The sequence below is a fragment of the Actinoplanes sp. NPDC024001 genome, from assembly GCF_040638955.1.
Lineage (GTDB): Bacteria > Actinomycetota > Actinomycetes > Mycobacteriales > Micromonosporaceae > Actinoplanes.
The window spans coordinates 1-19,240 of record NZ_JBEZZB010000005.1 but is presented as its reverse complement, the minus strand read 5'-3'; the positions used below and the strand labels follow the sequence as shown (position 1 = coordinate 19,240).

Genomic DNA, 19,240 nt, shown 5'->3' with positions numbered 1-19,240 from the left:
GAAGAATTTGCACTCAGGGTGTCGAAATAGCCTGCGCATCGGGGTAGCGTCAGCCCACCCCGTTCGCTGTGGAGGCCCCATGGTGTACAAGATCGACGTTCCGGCTCACCTGCTCGGTGGGGACGTGGACGAAGGATACGGGCCGGTGGCCGACGCCTTCCGCCGCAACTTCGCCGAGCACGGGGAAGTCGGCGCCGCCTGCGCCGTCTACCGCGACGGGCGCAAGGTCGTCGACCTCTGGGGCGGCTACCGCGACGGCCGCACCCGCGCGCCGTGGCAGGAGGACACCCTTGTCACCGTCTTCTCCTCCACCAAGGGCGTCTCCGGTCTCGCCGTAGCGGTCGCACACTCGCGCGGCCTGCTGGACTTCGACGCGCCTGTCCGCACCTACTGGCCCGAGTTCGCCGAGCACGGCAAGCACACGATGACCGTCCGCCAACTGCTTGCCCACCAGGGCGGGCTCGCCGCGATCGACCGGCCGCTCAGCGTCACCGACCTGGCCGACCTGGACGTCGTCGCCGCCGCCCTCGCTGCTCAGCGCCCGGCCTGGGAGCCGGGGACCCGGCACGGCTATCACGCCATCTCGCTCGGCTGGTACGAGGGCGAACTCATCCGCCGCGTCGACCCGGCCAAGCGTTCCCTCGGCCGCTTCTTCGCCGACGAGATCGCCGCCCCGCTGGGCATTGAGTTCTACATCGGCCTACCGGACTCCGTCGATCCGGACCGGATCGCGCACATCCACGGCTACAAGCCCGCCGAGTTGCTGCTGCACATGGGTACGATGCCGCGCGGTTTCGTCCTGAACTTCCTCAACCCGCGCAGCGTTACCGCCCGCTCGTTCGCCAACCCGAAGGTGCTCTCGCAGACCGGCAACTACAACCTGCCCGAGGTGCGCCGCCTGGAGCTGCCCGCGGCCAACGGCACCGGTGAGGTCCGGGCGATCGCCCGCGCCTACGGCGACGCGGCCACCGGCGGCGCCGCTCTCGGGCTGACCCCGTCCACGGTGGATGCCCTGGTTCGCCCGGCCGAGCCACCCACCGGCGGCCCGCGTGACGTCGTGCTCCGGGTCGACACCGCATTCTCGCTCGGCTATCTCAAGCCGTTCCCCAGCTTCCGGTTCGGCGCTTCCGGCAATCAGGCGTTCGGTACGCCCGGCGCGGGCGGTTCCTTCGGGTTCGCCGATCCGGAGACCGGCGTCGGTTTCGCCTACGCGATGAACCGCTCCGGTTTCCACATCTGGGACGATCCACGCGAGCTGGCCCTCCGGGAGGCGCTTTACCGCACGGTGCTCGGCGAACGGCCCCAGCACCCCGGCCGCCGGGGGTAGTCAGCTTCCCGCCACGAGCCGCCACGGTTGGCGGTCGTCGGTGGGCCGGCCACCACCGACCACCCGTACCTGATAGGTCGGCCGTGACTCCCCCACCAGCGGGCCCAGATATTCGTGGCCGGTGAGATGGCACCAGGCGGGCAGGTCCAACGGCGCCGCCGGGTCGGTGGCGATGAGCTGGATGATCGTCCCGTCCGGCACCTGCAGGGTGAGCTTGCGCAGCTCCAGCAGCAGTTGCACGCATCGCCGGTCGCCGCCGTCGAGCACCACGGGGGCGTTCATGCGGCAATCGGCAGGTCGGCCAGGCGCCACTCCAGCATGCCGTCCTCCAGCCGGGCCGCCCGGCGACCGTGCGCGGTGAGCATGCGGACCGCCTCGTGGGAGAGCACGCAGTACGCCCCGCGGCAGTACGCCACCACGTCCACATCATCGGGCAGCTCAGCGAGCCGGCCGGCCAGCTCACCGAGCGGAATGGAGACCGCCCCGGGGATGTGGCCGGCCGCATATTCCTCCGCCGGCCGCACGTCCAGCACGACGACGCCCCCGGCGGCCAACCGCCGGCTCAGCTCGTCGCGGCTGACCGCCTCGGTGTCCTCGGCGCCGAGGTAGGCGTCGCGGGCCACAGCGACCTGCGGTGACCGGGTCGCCGCGACGTCGCGCAGGCAGGTGTAGAGCGCGGCGACGTCCGGCCCGGCCAGCCGGTAGTGGATCCTCGTCCCGTCCCGGCGGGTCGCCACCAGCCCGGCCTGCCGCAGCGTCTGCAGATGCGCCGAGCAGGTGGTCAGCCCGAGACCGGCCGCTGCCGCCAGGTGCTCGACGCTGCGCTCGCCCTGGGCGAGCAGGTCGAGGATCTCCAGGCGTTTGCCGCTCCCCAGGGCCTTGCCGACCCGGGCGAGCGCCTCGAACAGCTCCGCCTTGACGACCGGATCACCCACGCTCGACCTCCTCCAAAGTTTCATGGAATAGTGTAGGGCCTCCGACACCCCCCGAAGGAACCGCCCTGATGAGCATCACCACCCCGGTCAGCCGCGAGGTCCTGCACCGCCGCACCCTCACCGTGGTCATGGCGTCGCAGGTGTTCAGCGGCGCCGGCCTGGCCGCCGGCATCACGGTCGGCGCGCTGCTGGCCGAGGACATGCTCGACACCACCAGCCTGTCCGGCCTGCCCTCGGCGCTGTTCACCGCCGGTTCCGCGGCGACCGCCCTGCTGGTCGGCCGCCTGTCACAGCGTTCCGGGCGGCGCGCCGGGCTCACCGCCGGTTATGCCGCCGGCGCACTAGGCGGGGCCGGTGTCGTGCTCGCCGCCACCCTGGACAACATTCTGCTGCTGTTGCTCTCGCTGCTCGTCTACGGCGCCGGTTCGGCCACCAACCTGCAGGCCCGCTACGCCGGCGCCGATCTGGTCGGCCCGTCCCGGCGGGGCCGCGCGATCAGCAGCGTGCTCGTCGGCACGACCCTGGGCGCGGTCGCCGGGCCCAACCTGGTCGCGCCGATGGGCACCCTCGCCGAGCAGTGGGGCGTCCCGGCCCTGGCCGGGCCGTTCGCGCTGGCGACGCTGGCCTACGGCACGGCGGGCGTCCTGATCTTCGCTTTCCTGCGGCCCGATCCGTTGCTGGCCTCCCGCACGCTGCCGCCGGAGGATGTCACGCCCGGTTCGGTGTCCGCCGACCGCGGCGGCCGCCGCTTCACCGGGACCGTCGCCGCCGGCGCCGCCACCATGGTGCTCACCCAGCTCGTCATGGTCGCGGTGATGACCATGACGCCGGTGCACATGCAGGCCCACGGCCACGACCTGCACGCCACCGGCCTGGTGATCGCCATCCACATCGGCGCCATGTACCTGCCCTCGCTGGTCACCGGCGCCCTCACCGACAGGTACGGCCGGGTGCCGATGGCGGTCGCCTCCGGGGTCACGCTGCTCGCCGCCGGCCTGGTGTCCGCCGCCGCGCCCGCCAACGCCGTACCGTTGCTGGCCCTGGCACTCGCCCTGCTCGGTCTCGGCTGGAACCTCGGCCTGGTCTCCGGCACCGCCATGATCACCGACGCCGCCCCGCCGCAGACCCGCGCCAAGACGCAGGGCGCCGTCGATCTGTGCGTCGCTCTCGCCGGCGCGGGCGGCGGCATCGCCAGCGGCATGGTCATGGCCGCCACCAGCTACGCCGCCCTGTCGATCGCCGGCGGCGTGCTGGCCCTGGCCGTCATCCCGTTCGTCGTCGCGAGCGCCGCCCGCTCCCGCGGCGCGGTGAGCTGACCGCGAAAGGGTTGCATCCGGTACCCAGCTACAGGTTTACCGTCGATGACATGACCAGCGAAATCGGCGCGGTGAGCGGCCTGCGCAGCAGCCAGGTCGCGGCTGCGGCCGGCGTCAACCCGCAGACCTTGCGCTACTACGAACGCCGCGGCCTGCTCGCCGAGCCCGACCGCAGCCTCGGCGGCCACCGGATGTATCCGCCCGAGGCGGTCACGGTGCTGCGGGTCATCAAGGCCGCCCAGCGGCTGGGGTTCACCCTCGACGAGGTCGCCGACCTGCTGGACACCGGCCGCCACCGGCACGGACGCCGCCCGGACGCCGGGTTGCGCACCCGCGCACAGCAGAAACTGGCCGAGGTGGAGGCGAAGATCGCCGATCTGCGGGTCATCGCCGGCACGCTGCAGGCCGCCGTAGACGCCGGATGCGACGACCTGGTCACCTGCGCCGGCGAGCCCTGCTGTCCGATTCCGTTCACCGCGATCACGGTGGGCGCACCGGAACCCACCGCCGGCTGAGCGGTTCCGACGGCGCCGGCAGCAAGGTAGCTCACCCGCCACCCGCTCCACCAAGATCAGTCAGGCGCACAGCAGTCGCAACCGCCCTCGCCGACCCGCCGCGGGATCTCCGAGGCCAGCGGTGGAAGGTCCGAAGCCGACGCCGGGAGATCCGAGGCCGGCGGCGGCACGGCGCAGCAGGCATCACCGCGCCAGGCCTCCCGGCCTTCCTTCGCCGCGACCGCGGCGATCACCAAGGCCGCGATCGGGTCGGCCCAGGCCCACCCGAACAGGCTGTTCACGGCCAGACCCACCAGCAAGACCCCGGAGAGGTACGTGCAAAGCAGCGTCTGTTTCGAGTCAGCCACCGCCGAGCGGGAGCCGAGCTCGCGTCCCGCCCGCCGCTGCGCATAGGACAAGCCGGGCATGATCGCCAGGGACAGCACCGCAAGCGTCAGCCCGATCGTGGAGTGCTCCGCCTCCGCCCCGCCGACGAGCGCCCGCACCGACTCCACCGTCACATAGGCGGCGAGCGCGAAGAACGACACCGCGATGATCCGCAGCGCCACCTTCTCCCTCGCCTGCGGATCCCGCCCGGCGAACTGCCACGCCACCGCAGCCGCCGACGACACCTCGATCACCGAGTCGAGACCGAAACCGATCAGCGCGGTCGACGAGGCGACGGTCCCCGCGGTGATGGCGACGATCGCCTCGACCACGTTGTAGGTGATCGTCGCGGCCACCAACAGCCGCACCCGCCGGTTGAGCACCGCGCGGCGCTGCGGCGCGAGAACAGCCATCAGCAGCAGCCTTTCTCCGCCGCATCGGCACAGGCCGACGGGTCGACCGCGAGCACGACCCCGAGCAGATCACCGAGCGCGTGGGCGAGCCGCGGGTCGGCCAGCTCATAGCGGACCCGGCGCCCCTCCGGAACGGCGACCACCAGTCCGCAGCCCCGCAGGCAGGTCAGGTGGTTGGACAGGTTCTGCCGGGTGGTGCCCAGCAGTTGCGCCAGCTCACCCGGATAGCCGGGCCCGTCACGCAGGGCAAGCAGCAGCCGCGCCCGGGTCGCATCGGACAGCGCGTGCCCGAATCGCGCCAGCACCGCCCCATACGTCAAAGTCTCCACACCGCGGACAGTACAGCATTCGCTGTACTGTCCGCAGTTCACCGTCAGGACGGCAGAGCCACAACCCCGTCCTCATCGCTCACGACATGCGCACCCGGCGTGAACCGGCACCCGCCGATCTCCACCGGCACGTCCCGCTCCCCCGCACCGGCCTTGCCGCTGGTGTCGATGTGGCGGCGCATCACGTCAGCGGCACCGGCAGCGTCCCGGTTGATCACGCAGTTCCTGGTGCTCGGCGGCCTTCTGGTCGCGCTCCTGCTGGCTGCGCTCCACCTCGAAGCCGAGCCGCCGGTCGCGTCGAGGGCGCTGATCAGGATGTCGTTGTGCGAGGCCGGGTAGATGGCGGTGTGGAACCGGCGGCGGGCGACCAGGTCGACGAAGCCGGGGTTCTGCGAGCGCGCTGCACGTGCCCACCCTGGCCAAGATGCGCGACGCAATCGCGTGCTGTGCGGTCTTGCCGCCACCTGATCAGCATTACCGCTGGTCGATGCCGCATCATGTGCCGATGCGTTTCAAGATCATCACTGCCGTCGTGGTCGCCGGCGCCCTGCTGGCCGGCTGCTCCTCGTCCTCGTCCTCGTCCTCGTCCAAGAACAAGAACTCGACCACCAAGTCCCGCACCGCCACCAAGAAGCCCAAGCCGACCAAGAACACCCAGGAAGAGCTGCGGGCCGCCGTCCAGGCCTACAGCGACGCCTTCCTCACCGGCGACGCCACCACCGCGTACGGCCTGCTCTCCGACCGCTGCCGCAAGCGGCTCTCGCAGGCCGAGTTCACCGAGACCGTCACCGCGGCCAAGGAGCTGTACGGCAGCCCGCTGCCCTTCCAGAGCTACTCGGCCACCGCCACCGGCGACCTCGCCCGGGTCTCCTACACCTACTCGATCAAGGCGATCAACCAGGAGAAGGAGCCGTGGACCCGGGAGGCCGGCCGTTGGCACCAGGACGACTGCTGAGCGTCAGGCGCGGGTGATCACCGACGACGGGCCCATCACGATGCGCGGGCGTTTCGCCGGCTTGAGCCACTTGAGCAGCTTCACCATGTTCGCCCGGCTCACCGACACACAGCCGGCGGTCGCACCCTTGCCGCTGGCGTGCAGGAAGATCGCCGAGCCGCGGCCGACGTGTGCCGGCCTGCCGGCCACGTACTCGCCGCGCCCGGCGTCCCAGCGCACCTTCCCCGGCTTGTTGAAGTCGATCACCGCGGCGTAGGCGTACTGCTTCGGATAGGCCGCCAGCCGCTCCGCCTGCGACACCCGCCAGGTGCGGTTGCGCGACGCCGACGGCTGGAACAGGTTGTAGGTGCGCGGGTCACGCCGGTCGCCCACCCAGTAGTCGTTGCGGTCGACCTTCCGGTACGGCAACCGGGTGCCGGGATCCGCGCGGACCCCGAACGCCTGCGTGATCGTGAAGGTGCCGACCGGCGTCTGCCCGGTGTCCTGCACGCGGCGGGACGCCCACGCCCATCCGCCGTACCCGGTCCGGGCCGGCATCGCCGTGAAGACCTGCCGCCACCGGCCGTTCGCACCGCGCTGGTAGGCGCGCAGCGTCGCGTGGGTCGACGACCAGCCGCGACCGGTCACCACGATGAGCTGCTTGGCGTTGCCGACGTGGGCCAGATCGTCCGGCAGGGCGGCGGCGGCCGGCGCCGCGGGGACCAGAACCGCCGTCACCACGAGCGCGAGCACCGCCGCAAGCCTTCGCACAGTTACCCAGCGTTGCCGATCTCCGGGCCCGGCCGCAAGACCCTGACGGTCACGCGGCCCGGATGCTCTCCACGATCCGGGCGAATCCCTCGCTGCCGTGCCCGGCGTCGATCTGCCGCCGGATCAGCCGCTGCACCATGTCGACGACCTCGGTGCTGATGCCCTGCTCGGCGCTGGCGGCCACGATGTCGCCCAGGTCGGAGAAGTCGAGGCTCTGCTGCCCGGCCACGGTGTAGTCGCCGCCGTCGATCACGGTGGCGAATCCGTCCAGCTCACCGGCCATCGCCGCCAGCCACGGCGAGGCCATCGCGGCGAAGTCACGGGCCGGCACCCCGGCGGGCGCGACCATCGCGACGCCGTGCATGAACCCGGCGAACATCACGTACATGCCGGCGAGCAGCGCCAGGTCGTAGAGCGAGGCCAGCCCGGCGTCGGCACCGAGGTACCGACTCGCGCCCCACTGCTCCAGCAGCGCCCGGTGCTGCTCGAAGGCCCCGGCGTCACCGCTGTAGAGGATGCTCGCCCCGGGCTGGCCGATCATGCCGGGAACGGCCATGATGCCGCCGTCCAGGTAGGTGATCTGCGCGTCGGCGGCCCAGGCCGCCAACTCGCGCGCCTGCGCCGGCGACGTCGTGGTCAGATTGATCACCGTACGCCCGGCGAGCTCGCGTGCCAGCGGATCGAGGGTCTGGTGCACCGAGGCGTGGTCGAGCAGGCACACGATGATCAGGTCGTTCGCGCGTACCGCGTCGTCCGGCGTCCCGGCGACCGTGACGCCCGGGCCGGCCAGGTGATCCGCCTTGCCGGGAGTGCGGTTCCAGAGGGTGACCGGATGGCCGGCCTTGAGCAGCGCGGTCGCCAGGGCGCTGCCCATCGCGCCGAGGCCGAGCAGGGTGACAGGAGTGGCGTTCGTCGTCATGCTGTCGATCCTTGGCGTCACCCGCTGAACGCGCCAGTACCCACTAAATAGTGGGGTACTTACCCTCAGGTAAGTGAGCCGAGCGCCTTGCGCAGCAACGTCACGAGCTGCTCCTGCTCGCCGGCGTCCAGGTGCGAGGCGGCGGCGCGCGCGAAGGCGAACGACTCCTCGAACTGCGCGTACAGCGAGCTGCCGTGATCTGTCCGGACGATCTGCCGCGACCGCCGGTCCTGCGGGTTGACCTGGCGCCGCGCCAGATCGCGGGACTCGAGGCGGGCCACGATCTGCGTGACGTTCGAGGCGTCGCAGCCGAGCTCCTCGGCCAGCTCGCTCATCGCGCGGGGCGCGCTGAGCCGCCCCAGCACGCAGGCCTGCGCCGGGCTCAGCCCGTGCCGGCTCGCGGCGATTTCGTACGCCCGGTCGTACGCGTCGACGAAATCGAACATCGCGCGTTCCGCCTCGGTCGACGGGGAGACGGGGCCTGACGGTACTGCCATGTCCCGACTCTAGCAAAAGCTTGATGCACTCAAGGATTCGTGCAAGGCTGATGCTTGATTGAATCAAGTATCTCGGGAGGAAGTCATGGCAGTCGTGCTCATCACCGGTGCCCGCGGCAAGACCGGCCGCGAGGTGGCCCGCCAGCTGGAGCAGACCCCGGTCACCGTCCGCGCCGGCTCGTCGCGGCCGGGCAACGCCACCGTCCACTTCGACTGGGACGACCCGGCCACCTGGCCCGCGGCCGTCGACGGCGCCGACGCGATCTACCTGATGCGGCCCGACCTGCCGGCCGCCCCCGACCTCGTCGGCCAGCTGGTCAAACTCAACCCGGACGCGCACATCGTGCTGCTCTCCGAGCAGCGCGCCGAGCTGCAGGACTGGGCCGGCCAGGTCGAGGAGGCGGTCACCTCGCAGGCGGCCGGCTGGACGCTGCTGCGCCCGTCCTGGTTCCAGCAGGTCCTGACCGACCCACGGTTCTACCGCGACCGCATCCGCGCCGACGGTGTGCTGAGCCTCGCCTCCGGCGGGGCGCCGATCGCCTGGATCGACACCCGCGACATCGCCGCGGTGGCCGTCGCCGCCCTGCTGGCGCCCGGCGACCACCACGGCCGGACCTACACGCTGACCGGCCCGGAGGCGCTCACCGTCCAGGCCGTCGCCGACCAGCTCTCCCAGCGGCTGGGCCGGCCGGTCCGCGCCGTGGACCCCGACCCGCAGGAGGAGATCCGCGACCTGGACCCGTGGCTCGCCGGCATCCTCACCGACCTCTACAGCCGCGTCCGCCGCTCCGACTTCGCCGAGGTGACCACCACCGTCGAGCAGATCACCGGCCGCCCGCCCACACCCATGAGCGCCTTCATCGACGCCCACCTCGCCGAGTGGCGCCGCTGACCCTCACCGGGCCCTGCGCCGCCACGCGGCGCCGGCGACAGCCACCACAATGATTCCCACGCCCACCATCCACCAGGGGAAACTCCGCCCCGGCTCCGCCGCCGCCGGCACTGCCGGCGCGGCAACGGGCACCGCGGCAGCCGGCGAGGCCGACGACGTAGCGGGTGGCAGCGCGGCCACCCCGATGCAGAGCCCGGTCTCGCCGGCCCGCGAGTTGACCCGGTATCGCGAGCCTTCCCGGAACTCGTAGCCACAACTCGCCTCATTGCGCGACACACTCAGCCGCAGCGGCGCCGCCGGGTCGGCGGCACCCTTCTCCACCGATTCGACCACCACCCGAACCCACCGGTCCGTCACCTCGGTGACCCGGCCGACGACGATCAGCTCAGCCTGCCGTTGCTGCTCAGCCGCATCCCAGGCACAGCTGCACGCCCACGCCGGCCCCGCCGGCGACACCGCCACGACCAGCCCCAGCACCGTCAGCACCATCAACAGCCCAGCCCGCAGTCTCATAGCTCAACCGACGCACCGGATCCGCCGACGGTTCCCTCCGATCGTCACGGCGCGGCCGCGCGCACGGTGGGGCGGTCGTCGACAAAACTGATCAGCGACGGCGGGAACTCGACAGGATCCTGACGATGTTGACCGCGCATCGGCGCGATGCTGCGCCACTGGACCGCCCCGGCGCCTTCCCCTGGCGCTCCCGCCCCCGATGAGACCGGAGCCGGCACCGGCGGGTTCGCGGGCCCGGTGCCGGAACCCCACGTTCGGGCGCGTCCGGGGCCGGGTATGCAGTCAGCCATGGCGAAGTATGTGCTCAACGACGCGGCGGTGCGGAAGGCGCGGCAGCTCATCAAGGCCCGGCAGTATGTGCTGGACAGCGACTGGGGCAGCGTCCAGCCGCGCGCCGAGGCGGAGAACGCGTTCCTGGACAGGCATTCCTGGGACGAGTACGCGCAGTGGCACCTCGGGCTGACCGACGGCGCCGCCGACGAGACGAAAGCCCGGTACGCGTTCGTCTTCGGCGACTTCCGCAGGCTGCACCGGACCGGCCTGATCGCCTGCGTCTACCGGGCGTCGGAGTGGCGGCACAAGGACGTCGAGATGGCCGCTCACGACCTGCTTCAGGAACTCGACGCGGCGTCCGGCTGATCGCGGTGGAACCAGACCACCGCGTCCGGCAGTTCCGCTGACACCCGGCCGGCCAGCAGCCGGCCCTCCTCGGCGAACGCCTTCTCCTCCGCCTCGGTGACCACCCGGCTGTCGTACGGATCAGCGATGTTGATCATCGACTCGTGCCACTGCTGCCAGGCCTCCAGGCGGCCGACGAGGCTCGCGGAGAGTCCGAGCTCCGCCGGCTCCCGGGTGTCGAAGATCCGCTCGTCGGGATCCCACACCCAGAGGGGCCAGCAGCCGTAGTCCGCCATCACCTTGATCCGCACCCGGCCGAGCCTAGGGGGCTTGCGACAGTCCCCGGCTTCGCCGCCTCATCCTTGATCGACTTCGTCTCCGCGAGCCGGAACGGGGTTCGCGAGCGCGAGACCTGCCGCTGTCTGGGCCGACGTGTCCGCGGGTAAGGGAACCGATCACGACGAACGAACTCGGGGATGCGTGACCATGGTGGAAACGGCGATCGTCACCGGCGGCGGCGACGGACTGGGACGCGAGCTGGCGCTCGGTCTGGCGCAGGCGGGCTACGGCGTGGTCGTGGCCGACGTGGACGAGCAGGCCGCACAGGCCTGCGCGGCCTTGATCGCGGCGCACCGGACGCCGGTCCGTGCGCTCGCCGCTGACGTGCGCAAGCCCGAGGACCTCGACCGCATCGTGGCGGCCGCGCAGGAACTCGGCGGCCCGCACGTCCTCGTCAACAACGCCGGCGGCTGGACGCCGGGGCAGCAGTACCCGCGGGCGGCGGCCGCCGACTGGGCCGCGACGATCGACCTGAACCTCATCGCCCCGATGCTGCTCAGCCAGCTGGTCCTCGAACCGATGCGGGCGCGCGGCGGTGGGGCGATCGTCAACATCGCCTCCAGCGCCGGCATCGGTCACGGGGCTTACGGCTCACCCGAGTACGGTGCGGCGAAAGCCGGGCTGATCCGCTTCACCGCCAGCCTGGCAGGCCTGGCCGACAGCCACGGGATCCGGATGATGGGCGTGGCCCCCGACTGGATCGGCCTGAGCCGCGCCGTCGACCAGTGGCATCGCCTGAGCGAGCCCGAGCGCGCGGCGTCGCGCCCGCTGATCCCCCCGGCCGAGGTCGTCGCCGCCGTCCTGGACCTGATCCACCGGGGAGCCGCCGGAACGGTGGTGGAGATGTGGGGCGGTGATCAGCCCATCGTCCACACCCCGGCGTAACCGCACACCGAAGGCGGCCGCACCACATGCCACCGCCGCATTGTCTTCGCCCCACAACGGTCCCGGTTCGGCCTGCGGCACCATCGCGCTGGAAGCGGCCCGCAGCCGATCGGACCGGCACCATCAGCGGCCCGCGGCGTCGCCGCTCGCCACCGGCACGCCATCTTCCTCCTCGGCCCACGGGTCGACAGCTGTCCGGATCTCCGGTTCCGTCTCCGGCTCCGTCCCCGGCTCCGGCTCCGTCCCCGGCTCCGGCTCCGGCTCCGGCTCCGGCTTACTTTCTCCCACGACGCCCGGCTTGAGCGAGTGCGCGGCGATCGAGGCCGAGATTCCCACCGCCGCCACGAGAAAGGCAAGGCACAGCAGAAGCAGCGCGGCTTCGACCGGAACGAACCAGGATGGCCGGCCACTCGCCAGATTGACGTCCAGATTGGCCGTGTTCAGAACATCGGGCCCGGGCAGCGTCACCTGAACCGAGACTCCCGGAATTCTGATGACGATCTCGGCCAGAACATAAAGGACGCAGAGCGCGCCGAGCAGCCAGATCCCGAAGAAGGCGCCGGCCAGCCGCCGCGAGATGTGGCGGACCAGCAGGAGCAGCCCGATTCCCAGCGTGAGCTTGGCGAGGGCACCGACGAGCACAACGACCCGAACATCGCCCCGGACGGTATCCAGCTCCCGATTCGCTGTCGCGAGGGCCGCCAGAGCCAGCAAGGCGATCCCGGAGGCTTTGACGAACGCCTTCACGAGCGCGACAGATGCGGGTCGCCGCCGCGGCGTATCCCGTCGCGTGTCCCCCGATCCTGTCACGCATGCGCACGCTAGCCGACCGGCGCAACAGGCCGCTCCCGGCTCGATCACACACCTGCGGCTGTTCAACCGGCCGACTCCGAGGCCGGCTGTCCCGCCGGCACGGCAGGCAGGGGTGGGTTCGCCGGCGAGGATCTCGCCGGTCGATGATCTACCGCGACAGCGGAACAGCGCGGAGTGGAGATGACGATGCCGGACCCTACCGTCATGGCCTGGCAGGACGGGGAGCGCGAACTCTGGCTGTCCCGCGCCGCCGCGCTCGATCACGGGCGGGAGCAGCCCGACTGGGGTCTGGCGGTGGCCCGCGCGGACCGGCTCATCAACCTCACCCCGCCGCAGGTGGCGTGGCTCTTCGCCAAGGGGCCCGAGGCGGCCGCCCGGGCGCTGATCGACACTCCCGCACTGCTGCGGCAACGCCAGCGGATCGACATCCTCCGGGTCGCCGTCGCCCGGTTCGAACTGGACGCGCTGCCGCTCGCCCTCAGCGAGGCCGGGGAAAACGCCGACCACCTCGGCGTTCTGCTGCTGCCGTTCCGAGGGCCGGAACCCGCCGTCCTCATCGCGGGATGGCTGCGGCACCTCGGTTCCGCCCGCCGGTGGGCACGACTGTGGCTGGAGCGGCACGCCGAGGCCGCGGCGCGGGCACTCGTCCCGGCCGCGGCGGGGCGCCCCGGCCGGGCACGCCAGCAGGCCAGGGACGCACTTCGCCATCTGGCCGCAGTCGGTCACGGTTCGCTCATCGAGGCGTACGGAGTGAGCGCTTCCTCCGTACCCTCGTGGTTCTCGAATGCGGCGCAGGCCGCGCGGAAAGCGAAAGCACCGGCCTGGTCGCGTCCGGAACAGCTGCCGCCGATCGGCCTGGCCGGCGGCGGGACGTTGCCCGCGGACGAGGTCGCCCGGCTGCTCGACGGGCTGACCCGGTCGACCCTGGAGGAGGCACCGGAACCGGCGCCCGGTGATCCCGCACCGCCCGGCAGCAGCCTGCCGCTGGTCGTCGAGTCGTCGGCGGCCGCGCAGCCGATGGTCGCCGCGCCCGGCCCGGAGGCCGAGAAGCTGATCGCCGAGTGCGACCGGGAGAGTCTGGCGCGGTTCGGCCGGGCGCTGCTGGACGGGTGGCTCGCCGAGGAGATGCCGGCCTCGGAGGCGTGGGTGGTGCTGGCGCAGGCCCACATCGGCGACGACGCCACCATGGACCAGCTCGCGCCGCTTGTGCGGTCCTGGCCGCCGCGCAGCCGGTACGCGCGGGCGATCGACGGGCATGCCGTGCTCGCCACGGTGGGTACCGATGTGGCGCTGCGGCACCTGCTGGCGATCGAGGCGAACATGTCCGGCGGGGCGATGAACGAGCGGGCTCTGGTCTATCTGACGCAGGCCGCCGCCCGGCGTGGGCTGTCCGTGACGCAGCTGGCGGACCGGCTCGCGATCACCCACGGTCTGGACCACGGGGTCACGCTGGACTACGGGCCGCGCGCCTTCGCGGTGGCGGCTGACGAGCACCTCGTCCCGTACGCCGTGGGTGCCGACGGACGGCGCCTGGCGAGGCCGCCGAAGCCCGGGGTGAAGGACACCAATCCCGATGCCTACCAGCAGTTCCTGCGGTTGAAGAAGGATCTGCGGGCGACCGCCGCGGCGCAGATCGCCCGGCTGGAACGGGACATGCTCGCCCACCGGCACCGCCCGGCCCGCGACCTTCCGGACGTCCTCCTCCCCCACCCGATCCTGGGCCCGATCGCCCGGCGGTTGCTGTGGGGCGAGTACGACCGGGAGAACCGCCTGGTCCGGGCGCTGCGGATCGCCGAGGACGGCAGTTTCGCCGACGTCCACGACAGCACCGCGACCGTCGACGCGGACGCGCCGCTCGGGATCGTCCACCCGGCCGAACTGGGCGGCGACCTGGACGCCTGGACGCAGCTGGTCGCCGACTACGAGATCCTGCAGCCGTTCCCGCAGGTGCTGCGGCCGGCGGTGACCCTGACCGAGGAGGAACGGGCGGCGACGAGCCTGCCCGGTTTCGGCCCGGTGCCGCCGGACCGGATCCTGGACCTGGTGCGCGGTCGGTGGCAGGGCAACGCGTACGACAACCCGAACCGCCTGCACACCCAGCTGACGCGCGAGTTGCCGGGTGGGCTGACCCTGGTGGCCGAGGTCGACCCGGGCGTGCCGGCCTCGACGTACCTGACGCAGGTGGACGACCAGCGGATCACCGAGATCTGGGTCGACGACACCTGGTCGGATCACTGGCAGGCGGCCCGGCGGATCCCGTTCGGGGCGTGCGACGCGGCCGCGCTGTCGGAGGTGCTGGTCGAGCTCAGGTCGTGACCATGCCGACGGTCAGGGCCGGGACCTGGGCGAGCACCTGACCGTTCGGGCTGATGACGCTGGTGGGTCCGTAACCGATCCGCTGATCGTCGCGCCGCCCGGTCACGTCGGCCGAGATCAGCCACATGCCGGTCTCCCGGGCCCGTTCGGCGCGGATCGCGTTGTGCATCGGTCTCCAGAACTGCGCGCTGCGGTGCCGCATCATGTTCTGCGCCGGCACCAGCAGAACGCGACACCCCTGCGCGGCCACCGCCCGGGCCGCGGCCGTGAACCTGGTGTCGGCGCAGATGTTGATGCCGAACCGCACACCGCCGGCCTCGAAGACCGGATAGTCGCGGCCGGCGGTGAAGGCCCGTTCGCCGCTGGTCAGGTGCGTCTTACGGTAGACCCCGACGACCTCACCGCCGGTGATCACGGCGGCCGAGTTGAAGAACTCGTCCCCCTGCCGCTCGATCATCCCGAGCACCAGGGTCTGCCTGATCGGCGCGAGCCGCGACAGGACCGCCGCGAACGCCGCCGATCCGAGCTCGAGCGCGTTCCGCGACAGGAAATCCGGCGTCACCAGATAGCCCTGCAGGAAGCACTCGGGGAACAACAGCAGGTCGACGCCGGAAGCGTCCGGCGCGTGGGCGAACGACTCCACCACGGCCAGCGCCGCCGGCACGTCCTCGATCAGCTCCGGTGTCTGACAGGCTCCGATCCTCACGCCCGGCCCTCCTTCGGCAGACGTGACCCACTCTGCACGGGGAGGTCGCCGTCGGCTACGCCACGCGTGAGCCGGTCTCTGCTGGCGGCACATCGGCCGCGCCGGATGGCCGGGCGGGCCGAGAGGTGGAAGAGTGCGTCGCGAGATGGCACCCGGCGATCGTTCTCTGGAGGTCTTGGATGACTGAGCCTGAACCGGCGACCTGCGGGCAGGGGCTGGTGGCGAACGCCGGGCTGCCCGCGGCGCTGGGACGAGTGGCGGCGACCATGGCGGACGTGCTGGAGCGGCACATGGCGTCGCTCGATCAGGGTGATCCGCGCTCGGCGGCCGAGCACGCGGTCTACGGGGAGCTCGCCACCGGGCATCGGCGGGCGGCCGAGCAGCTGCTGGCGGCCGGTGAGCGGATGGCGGCCCAGCAGGAGCTGCCGATGGGGCCGCACGACATGGAGGTGCTCACCGACCCGGCCACCATGCAAGCGTTCCAGGACCTGGTCGTCGCCAAGCGGCACCTGCTCGGCCTGCTTCGCGACGGCGTGGACGAGGACGACGCGATGCTCGCCATGATGCGCGACGAGGCTTGATGCGCGGCGAGGCTTGACCCGGCCCTTGGGGCAGGGGCCACCCTGGGTGCATGACGCATTCACTCCCCGAGCCCGCCACAACCGATCTAGGTATACCTAGGTGGCGTGCGCGGGCCGGCTAAGCCTCGCTGAGCTGGGAAGTTAGGTAAGTGCTCCCGATGTGGCAGCGGGCCCTCCGACCGAGGATTGATCCATCACCGGTTGAGAGGGAGAAAACCATGATGATCCATCCGGACCTGCTGCTGGACCTGGCGAACGACCGTCACCGCGAGCTGGTCGAGGAGTCCGACAGGCAGCGTCTGCTGTCGATGGCGCGGGTGGCCCGCAGGGTGAGAAAAGCCCGTACTGCCCGTGGCCGGCCCGCCGGTAACCTGGCGTCGTGCGAACCATCCGCGGCGGTGCCAGTTCGGTGATGATCGGGCGAGAGGGCGAGCTGCGCCGGTTGGCACAGCTCGCCTCCGCGCGTGAGCCGACGGTGGCGATCATCGCCGGCGAGCCGGGGATCGGGAAGACGCGCCTGGTGCACGAGCTGCTGGCGACCGTCGCGCCGGGCACCGTCGTCCTGGTCGGTCAGGCCGAGCCCGGCTCACTGTCGAGGCCCTACGAGGTGCTGCTGGACGCCATCGACGGCCGCCCGGAGGTCGACGAGGAGCAGCTGACCGCCCTGGCCGACGCCGAGCGCAGCCCGGTCGAGCGCCTGCACACCGGGCTCGCCATCGTGGCCGACCTGATCGGCGACGCGCCGGCGGTCATCGTCTTCGAGGACCTGCACTGGGCCGACTCGGAGAGCGCGGCGCTGTTCGAGCGGCTCGCCGAGCAGCGCGGGCAGCGGCTGCTCATCGGGACCTACCGGCCGGACGAGGTCACCCGCCGGCAGCCGGTGGCCGGGCTGCTGGCCCGGTTGGATCGCCGCCACGCGGTCAGCCACGTGCGCCTGGATCGGCTGACCCCGGCACAGACCGCGGCGTTGCTGGCGGCCGCGACCGGGGCGCCGGCGCCGCTGCGGGCCGTCACAGCGCTGCACCAGCGCACCGGCGGCAACCCGTTCTTCCTGGAAGAGCTGCTGCGCGCGCTGCCCGAGTGCGACCTCGAGGATCTCGTCGAGCAGCCGCTGCCGTGGACCCTCGCCGAGGTGCTGCGCCGCCAGGTGGACGACCTGGAGCCGGTCAGCCACCGGGTCGTCGAGGCGGCCGCGGTGCTCGGCCACCGGATCCCGTTCGACCTGCTCGCCGACGTGACCGCCGTGGGCGAGGACGAGCTGATCGCCGTGCTGCGCGACCTGGTCACCCGGGGTGTGCTGGTCGAGTCCGGCGAGGACGAGTTCGCCTTCCGGCACGCGCTGGTGCGGGAGGCGATCGCCGGGCAGCTGCTCGGCCGGCAGCGGCGCCGGCTGCACGAGGCGGCGCTGGAGGTGCTGCTCAGCGGCGGCGCCTCCGACCCGGCCATGGTGGCGCACCACGCGCACGGCGCCGCGCGATATGACGACATGGTCGCCGCGGCCCGCCGTGGCGCCGCGCTCTACCTCTCGATCGGCTCGACCTTCCAGGCGCTGCAGCTGGCCGAGATGGCGCTCGACGAGGTTCCCGACGACACCGGCCTGCTCGCCTCGGCCGCGCGGGCGGCGTGGCTGGCCGGGCTGCTCGACGACGCCCTGCGTTACGGCCGGCGCTGGCGTGACCTCGCGGAGAGCAGCACCGACCGGGCCGAGTCGCTGTACCTGCTGGTGCGCATCGCCTGGGAGTCCCGCGAGACCGACGTGATGCGCAGCCTGACGCAGGACATCGAGACGCTGATCGCGCAGCTGCCGCCCGGCGCCGACCAGGCACGGGCGATGACCGCGATCGCCCAGTCGGCATATCTGCGCGACGAGCTCGACGCCGCGCTGCTCTGGTCGGACCGCGCGCTGGCGCTGGCCGACGAATTCGACCTGCCCGGGGTGCGCCTGGTCGCGCTCGTCGAGAAGGGCTCCACGCTGATCGACCGCCAGCAGACCGCCTCCGAAGGCCGCAAGATCCTCTCCGCGGCTGTCGACGAGGCGGAGAAGAGCGGCGAGTGGGTGCTGGCGGCCCGCGCCCTCAAGACCCTGGTGCACGATGTGCCGCCCGGCTCACCGGCGGAGCACGCGGAAGTCCTGGAACGGATGCGGGTCGACGCCGAACGCGCCGGGTTCGAGTCGCTGGCGGTGGCGTCGTACTCGCAGGGGCGGGCCCGGCTCGCGCTGCGCTCCGGTGACCTCGACGCGGCGATCGCCGCCCTGGAGGAGGGCCGTGAGCAGGACCGCAGCTATCGGCGCCGGGGTCGCTGGGCCGACTATCACGGGGTGTTCCTCGCCGGGCTCTACCTGGAGGCCGGCGAGCTGGACCGGGTCGAGCAGCTCATCGCCGACCTGGCGGAACTGCCGAACAACCCGCCCACCACGATCCCCGGCCTGGCGTTCCACCTCGCCTGCCGCCGTTCGGATCTGCCGCGCGCCGAGGCGGCCCTCGACGAGCTGTTCAGCGCGCTGGCCGGGCAGCTGTGGCGCAGCGGCGAGCAGGCCCACGACCTGATCTCCGCGGCGCTGGAGGCCGGCCTGCCGGCGTCCCGGCTCGACGAGATGGCCGCCGCGCTGCTCGACGCCGAGGTGTGGGACGCGTTCCGGACGCTGGTCGACGCGCAGCTCGCGGAGGCGCGCGGCCGGCACGGCGAGGCGCTGGAGGGCTACCTGTCGATCGCCGAGGCGCACACGCTGGAGCCGGCGGTGCGCGGCACCGTGCGGGTCGGGGCGGCCCGATGCTTGCTCGCGGGCGACCGGCGGGAGGAGGCGGCCGCGCAGGTGGCGGCAGCCGTACCGTTGCTGGCCGCCTGGCGCGGCTGGCGGGTGGCGCAACTGGCGCAGGTGCGCGCCCAGCTGGGCCTGGCCCCGGTCGACTCGCCGGCCGCGCTGACCGGCCCGGCCGCGCTGACGCCGCGCGAGCGCGAGGTGGCCGTGCTGATCAGCGACGGGCTGACCAACAACGAGCTGGCCCGGCGGCTCTACATCTCACCGAAGACCGCCGCCGTGCACGTCTCCAACATCCTGCGCAAGCTGGGCGTCCCCTCACGAACCGAGGTCGCCGACCTGCTCGGCCGCCGCTGACCGGCACGCCGGGCATCGCCTCACGGACCAGGACCGCCGACCCGCCCGGCCGCCGCTGTCCGGCGCGCCGGGCATCGCCTCACGGACCAGGGCCGCCGACCCGCCCGGCCGCCGCTGTCCGGCGCGCCGGGCATCGC

At 72.3% G+C, this 19,240-nt stretch carries 23 protein-coding genes; 11 read left to right on the top strand and 12 right to left on the bottom strand.

All coding sequences use genetic code 11. The annotated features are described in order from the left end of the window. Window positions 1-79 precede the first annotated feature (79 nt). Window positions 80-1,327, top strand: coding sequence for a serine hydrolase domain-containing protein (locus AB0F81_RS03720; RefSeq protein WP_360190399.1), 1,248 nt, complete (start codon window positions 80-82; stop codon window positions 1,325-1,327). Here the strand turns inward: AB0F81_RS03720 and AB0F81_RS03715 are convergent, their stop codons facing one another. Both AB0F81_RS03715 and AB0F81_RS03710 read right to left on the bottom strand, forming a co-directional pair. After that, window positions 1,328-1,609: a sulfurtransferase TusA family protein gene (locus AB0F81_RS03715; protein WP_360190397.1), complete on the bottom strand. Its 282-nt coding sequence runs from the start codon at window positions 1,607-1,609 to the stop codon at window positions 1,328-1,330. It abuts the gene before it with no gap. Further along, window positions 1,606-2,262, bottom strand: a complete 657-nt coding sequence (locus AB0F81_RS03710) for a metalloregulator ArsR/SmtB family transcription factor (protein WP_360190394.1) — start codon at window positions 2,260-2,262, stop codon at window positions 1,606-1,608. The genes AB0F81_RS03715 and AB0F81_RS03710 overlap by 4 nt, the downstream gene beginning before the upstream one ends. A gap of 68 nt (window positions 2,263-2,330) precedes the next feature. Here AB0F81_RS03710 and AB0F81_RS03705 point away from each other — a divergent pair, with 68 nt between their 5' ends. After that, the gene (locus tag AB0F81_RS03705) at window positions 2,331-3,578 is read left to right on the top strand and encodes an MFS transporter (protein WP_360190391.1); all 1,248 of its coding nucleotides are present in this window, start codon (window positions 2,331-2,333) and stop codon (window positions 3,576-3,578) included. Window positions 3,579-3,628: 50 nt separating this feature from the next. After that, a complete protein-coding gene (locus tag AB0F81_RS03700) occupies window positions 3,629-4,093 on the top strand; it encodes a MerR family transcriptional regulator (RefSeq protein WP_360190388.1) in 465 nt (154 codons plus the stop codon). Window positions 4,094-4,149: 56 nt separating this feature from the next. Here the strand turns inward: AB0F81_RS03700 and AB0F81_RS03695 are convergent, their stop codons facing one another. The 3 genes from AB0F81_RS03695 to AB0F81_RS03685 are packed head-to-tail and all read right to left on the bottom strand — an operon-like array spanning window position 4,150 to window position 5,638. Beyond that, entirely contained in the window at window positions 4,150-4,872 is a 723-nt protein-coding gene (locus AB0F81_RS03695) for a cation transporter (RefSeq protein ID WP_360190385.1), read from the bottom strand. Then, on the bottom strand, window positions 4,872-5,201 hold the full coding sequence (locus AB0F81_RS03690) for a metalloregulator ArsR/SmtB family transcription factor (protein WP_360190382.1): 330 nt from the start codon (window positions 5,199-5,201) through the stop codon (window positions 4,872-4,874). The genes AB0F81_RS03695 and AB0F81_RS03690 overlap by 1 nt, the downstream gene beginning before the upstream one ends. A 44-nt stretch (window positions 5,202-5,245) precedes the next feature. Further along, complete coding sequence (locus AB0F81_RS03685; protein ID WP_360190379.1) at window positions 5,246-5,638, bottom strand: hypothetical protein; 393 nt, start codon at window positions 5,636-5,638, stop codon at window positions 5,246-5,248. A 68-nt stretch (window positions 5,639-5,706) separates the two neighbouring features. Between AB0F81_RS03685 and AB0F81_RS03680 the strand changes: the two genes are divergently transcribed. After that, a complete protein-coding gene (locus AB0F81_RS03680) occupies window positions 5,707-6,156 on the top strand; it encodes a nuclear transport factor 2 family protein (protein WP_360190376.1) in 450 nt (149 codons plus the stop codon). Window positions 6,157-6,159: 3 nt separating this feature from the next. On the opposite strand, the gene AB0F81_RS03675 is transcribed toward AB0F81_RS03680, so the two are convergent. The 3 genes from AB0F81_RS03675 to AB0F81_RS03665 all read right to left on the bottom strand — a co-directional run bounded on the left by AB0F81_RS03675 (window position 6,160) and on the right by AB0F81_RS03665 (window position 8,322). After that, window positions 6,160-6,906, bottom strand: coding sequence for a L,D-transpeptidase family protein (locus tag AB0F81_RS03675; RefSeq protein WP_360190373.1), 747 nt, complete (start codon window positions 6,904-6,906; stop codon window positions 6,160-6,162). Between the two features lie 49 nt (window positions 6,907-6,955). Further along, window positions 6,956-7,825: an NAD(P)-binding domain-containing protein gene (locus AB0F81_RS03670; RefSeq protein WP_360190370.1), complete on the bottom strand. Its 870-nt coding sequence runs from the start codon at window positions 7,823-7,825 to the stop codon at window positions 6,956-6,958. Between the two features lie 65 nt (window positions 7,826-7,890). Continuing rightward, a complete protein-coding gene (locus tag AB0F81_RS03665; protein WP_360190367.1) occupies window positions 7,891-8,322 on the bottom strand; it encodes a MarR family transcriptional regulator in 432 nt (143 codons plus the stop codon). Window positions 8,323-8,407: 85 nt separating this feature from the next. On the opposite strand from AB0F81_RS03665, the gene AB0F81_RS03660 reads away from it, so the two are divergent. Further along, entirely contained in the window at window positions 8,408-9,214 is an 807-nt protein-coding gene (locus AB0F81_RS03660) for a hypothetical protein (protein ID WP_360190364.1), read from the top strand. A 3-nt stretch (window positions 9,215-9,217) separates the two neighbouring features. Here the strand turns inward: AB0F81_RS03660 and AB0F81_RS03655 are convergent, their stop codons facing one another. Further along, entirely contained in the window at window positions 9,218-9,727 is a 510-nt protein-coding gene (locus tag AB0F81_RS03655; protein ID WP_360190362.1) for a hypothetical protein, read from the bottom strand. A 288-nt stretch (window positions 9,728-10,015) separates the two neighbouring features. Between AB0F81_RS03655 and AB0F81_RS03650 the strand changes: the two genes are divergently transcribed. After that, on the top strand, window positions 10,016-10,366 hold the full coding sequence (locus tag AB0F81_RS03650) for a hypothetical protein (protein WP_360190359.1): 351 nt from the start codon (window positions 10,016-10,018) through the stop codon (window positions 10,364-10,366). Here AB0F81_RS03650 and AB0F81_RS03645 read toward each other — a convergent pair. Further along, window positions 10,339-10,656, bottom strand: a complete 318-nt coding sequence (locus tag AB0F81_RS03645; RefSeq protein WP_360190356.1) for a hypothetical protein — start codon at window positions 10,654-10,656, stop codon at window positions 10,339-10,341. The genes AB0F81_RS03650 and AB0F81_RS03645 overlap by 28 nt on opposite strands. Before the next feature lie 175 nt (window positions 10,657-10,831). On the opposite strand from AB0F81_RS03645, the gene AB0F81_RS03640 reads away from it, so the two are divergent. Continuing rightward, window positions 10,832-11,569 (top strand): SDR family oxidoreductase, encoded by a 738-nt coding sequence (locus tag AB0F81_RS03640; RefSeq protein ID WP_360190667.1) that lies wholly within the window; start codon window positions 10,832-10,834, stop codon window positions 11,567-11,569. Window positions 11,570-11,692: 123 nt separating this feature from the next. Here AB0F81_RS03640 and AB0F81_RS03635 read toward each other — a convergent pair whose 3' ends face one another. Beyond that, window positions 11,693-12,316 carry a hypothetical protein gene (locus tag AB0F81_RS03635; protein WP_360190354.1) on the bottom strand — a complete coding sequence of 208 codons (624 nt, stop codon included), beginning with the start codon at window positions 12,314-12,316 and terminating at the stop codon, window positions 11,693-11,695. A gap of 252 nt (window positions 12,317-12,568) precedes the next feature. Here AB0F81_RS03635 and AB0F81_RS03630 point away from each other — a divergent pair, with 252 nt between their 5' ends. Next, complete coding sequence (locus tag AB0F81_RS03630) at window positions 12,569-14,698, top strand: DUF4132 domain-containing protein (protein ID WP_360190351.1); 2,130 nt, start codon at window positions 12,569-12,571, stop codon at window positions 14,696-14,698. Here the strand turns inward: AB0F81_RS03630 and AB0F81_RS03625 are convergent. After that, window positions 14,688-15,404, bottom strand: coding sequence for a carbon-nitrogen hydrolase family protein (locus tag AB0F81_RS03625; RefSeq protein WP_360190348.1), 717 nt, complete (start codon window positions 15,402-15,404; stop codon window positions 14,688-14,690). The genes AB0F81_RS03630 and AB0F81_RS03625 overlap by 11 nt on opposite strands. Window positions 15,405-15,583: 179 nt before the next feature. Here AB0F81_RS03625 and AB0F81_RS03620 point away from each other — a divergent pair, with 179 nt between their 5' ends. From AB0F81_RS03620 to AB0F81_RS03610, 3 genes are all read left to right on the top strand, one after another. Next, window positions 15,584-15,985 carry a hypothetical protein gene (locus tag AB0F81_RS03620; RefSeq protein WP_360190345.1) on the top strand — a complete coding sequence of 134 codons (402 nt, stop codon included), beginning with the start codon at window positions 15,584-15,586 and terminating at the stop codon, window positions 15,983-15,985. Between the two features lie 218 nt (window positions 15,986-16,203). Next, a complete protein-coding gene (locus tag AB0F81_RS03615; protein WP_360190342.1) occupies window positions 16,204-16,398 on the top strand; it encodes a hypothetical protein in 195 nt (64 codons plus the stop codon). Next, window positions 16,365-19,103 carry an AAA family ATPase gene (locus tag AB0F81_RS03610; RefSeq protein WP_360190339.1) on the top strand — a complete coding sequence of 913 codons (2,739 nt, stop codon included), beginning with the start codon at window positions 16,365-16,367 and terminating at the stop codon, window positions 19,101-19,103. The genes AB0F81_RS03615 and AB0F81_RS03610 overlap by 34 nt, the downstream gene beginning before the upstream one ends. Window positions 19,104-19,240 lie beyond the last annotated feature (137 nt).

Excerpts from the sequence above, each read along its gene's own strand:
- AB0F81_RS03700 (WP_360190388.1), top strand. The coding sequence starts at position 3,629 with ATGACCAGCGAAATCGGCGCGGTGAGCGGCCTGCGCAGCAGCCAGGTC.
- AB0F81_RS03705 (WP_360190391.1), top strand. The coding sequence starts at position 2,331 with ATGAGCATCACCACCCCGGTCAGCCGCGAGGTCCTGCACCGCCGCACC.
- AB0F81_RS03655 (WP_360190362.1), bottom strand. The coding sequence starts at position 9,727 with ATGAGACTGCGGGCTGGGCTGTTGATGGTGCTGACGGTGCTGGGGCTG.
- AB0F81_RS03620 (WP_360190345.1), top strand. The coding sequence starts at position 15,584 with ATGACTGAGCCTGAACCGGCGACCTGCGGGCAGGGGCTGGTGGCGAAC.
- AB0F81_RS03615 (WP_360190342.1), top strand. The coding sequence starts at position 16,204 with ATGATGATCCATCCGGACCTGCTGCTGGACCTGGCGAACGACCGTCAC.
- AB0F81_RS03715 (WP_360190397.1), bottom strand. The coding sequence starts at position 1,609 with ATGAACGCCCCCGTGGTGCTCGACGGCGGCGACCGGCGATGCGTGCAA.
- AB0F81_RS03665 (WP_360190367.1), bottom strand. The coding sequence starts at position 8,322 with ATGGCAGTACCGTCAGGCCCCGTCTCCCCGTCGACCGAGGCGGAACGC.
- AB0F81_RS03640 (WP_360190667.1), top strand. The coding sequence starts at position 10,832 with ATGGTGGAAACGGCGATCGTCACCGGCGGCGGCGACGGACTGGGACGC.
- AB0F81_RS03695 (WP_360190385.1), bottom strand. The coding sequence starts at position 4,872 with ATGGCTGTTCTCGCGCCGCAGCGCCGCGCGGTGCTCAACCGGCGGGTG.
- AB0F81_RS03660 (WP_360190364.1), top strand. The coding sequence starts at position 8,408 with ATGGCAGTCGTGCTCATCACCGGTGCCCGCGGCAAGACCGGCCGCGAG.
- AB0F81_RS03630 (WP_360190351.1), top strand. The coding sequence starts at position 12,569 with ATGCCGGACCCTACCGTCATGGCCTGGCAGGACGGGGAGCGCGAACTC.
- AB0F81_RS03670 (WP_360190370.1), bottom strand. The coding sequence starts at position 7,825 with ATGACGACGAACGCCACTCCTGTCACCCTGCTCGGCCTCGGCGCGATG.
- AB0F81_RS03720 (WP_360190399.1), top strand. The coding sequence starts at position 80 with ATGGTGTACAAGATCGACGTTCCGGCTCACCTGCTCGGTGGGGACGTG.
- AB0F81_RS03650 (WP_360190359.1), top strand. The coding sequence starts at position 10,016 with ATGGCGAAGTATGTGCTCAACGACGCGGCGGTGCGGAAGGCGCGGCAG.
- AB0F81_RS03680 (WP_360190376.1), top strand. The coding sequence starts at position 5,707 with ATGCGTTTCAAGATCATCACTGCCGTCGTGGTCGCCGGCGCCCTGCTG.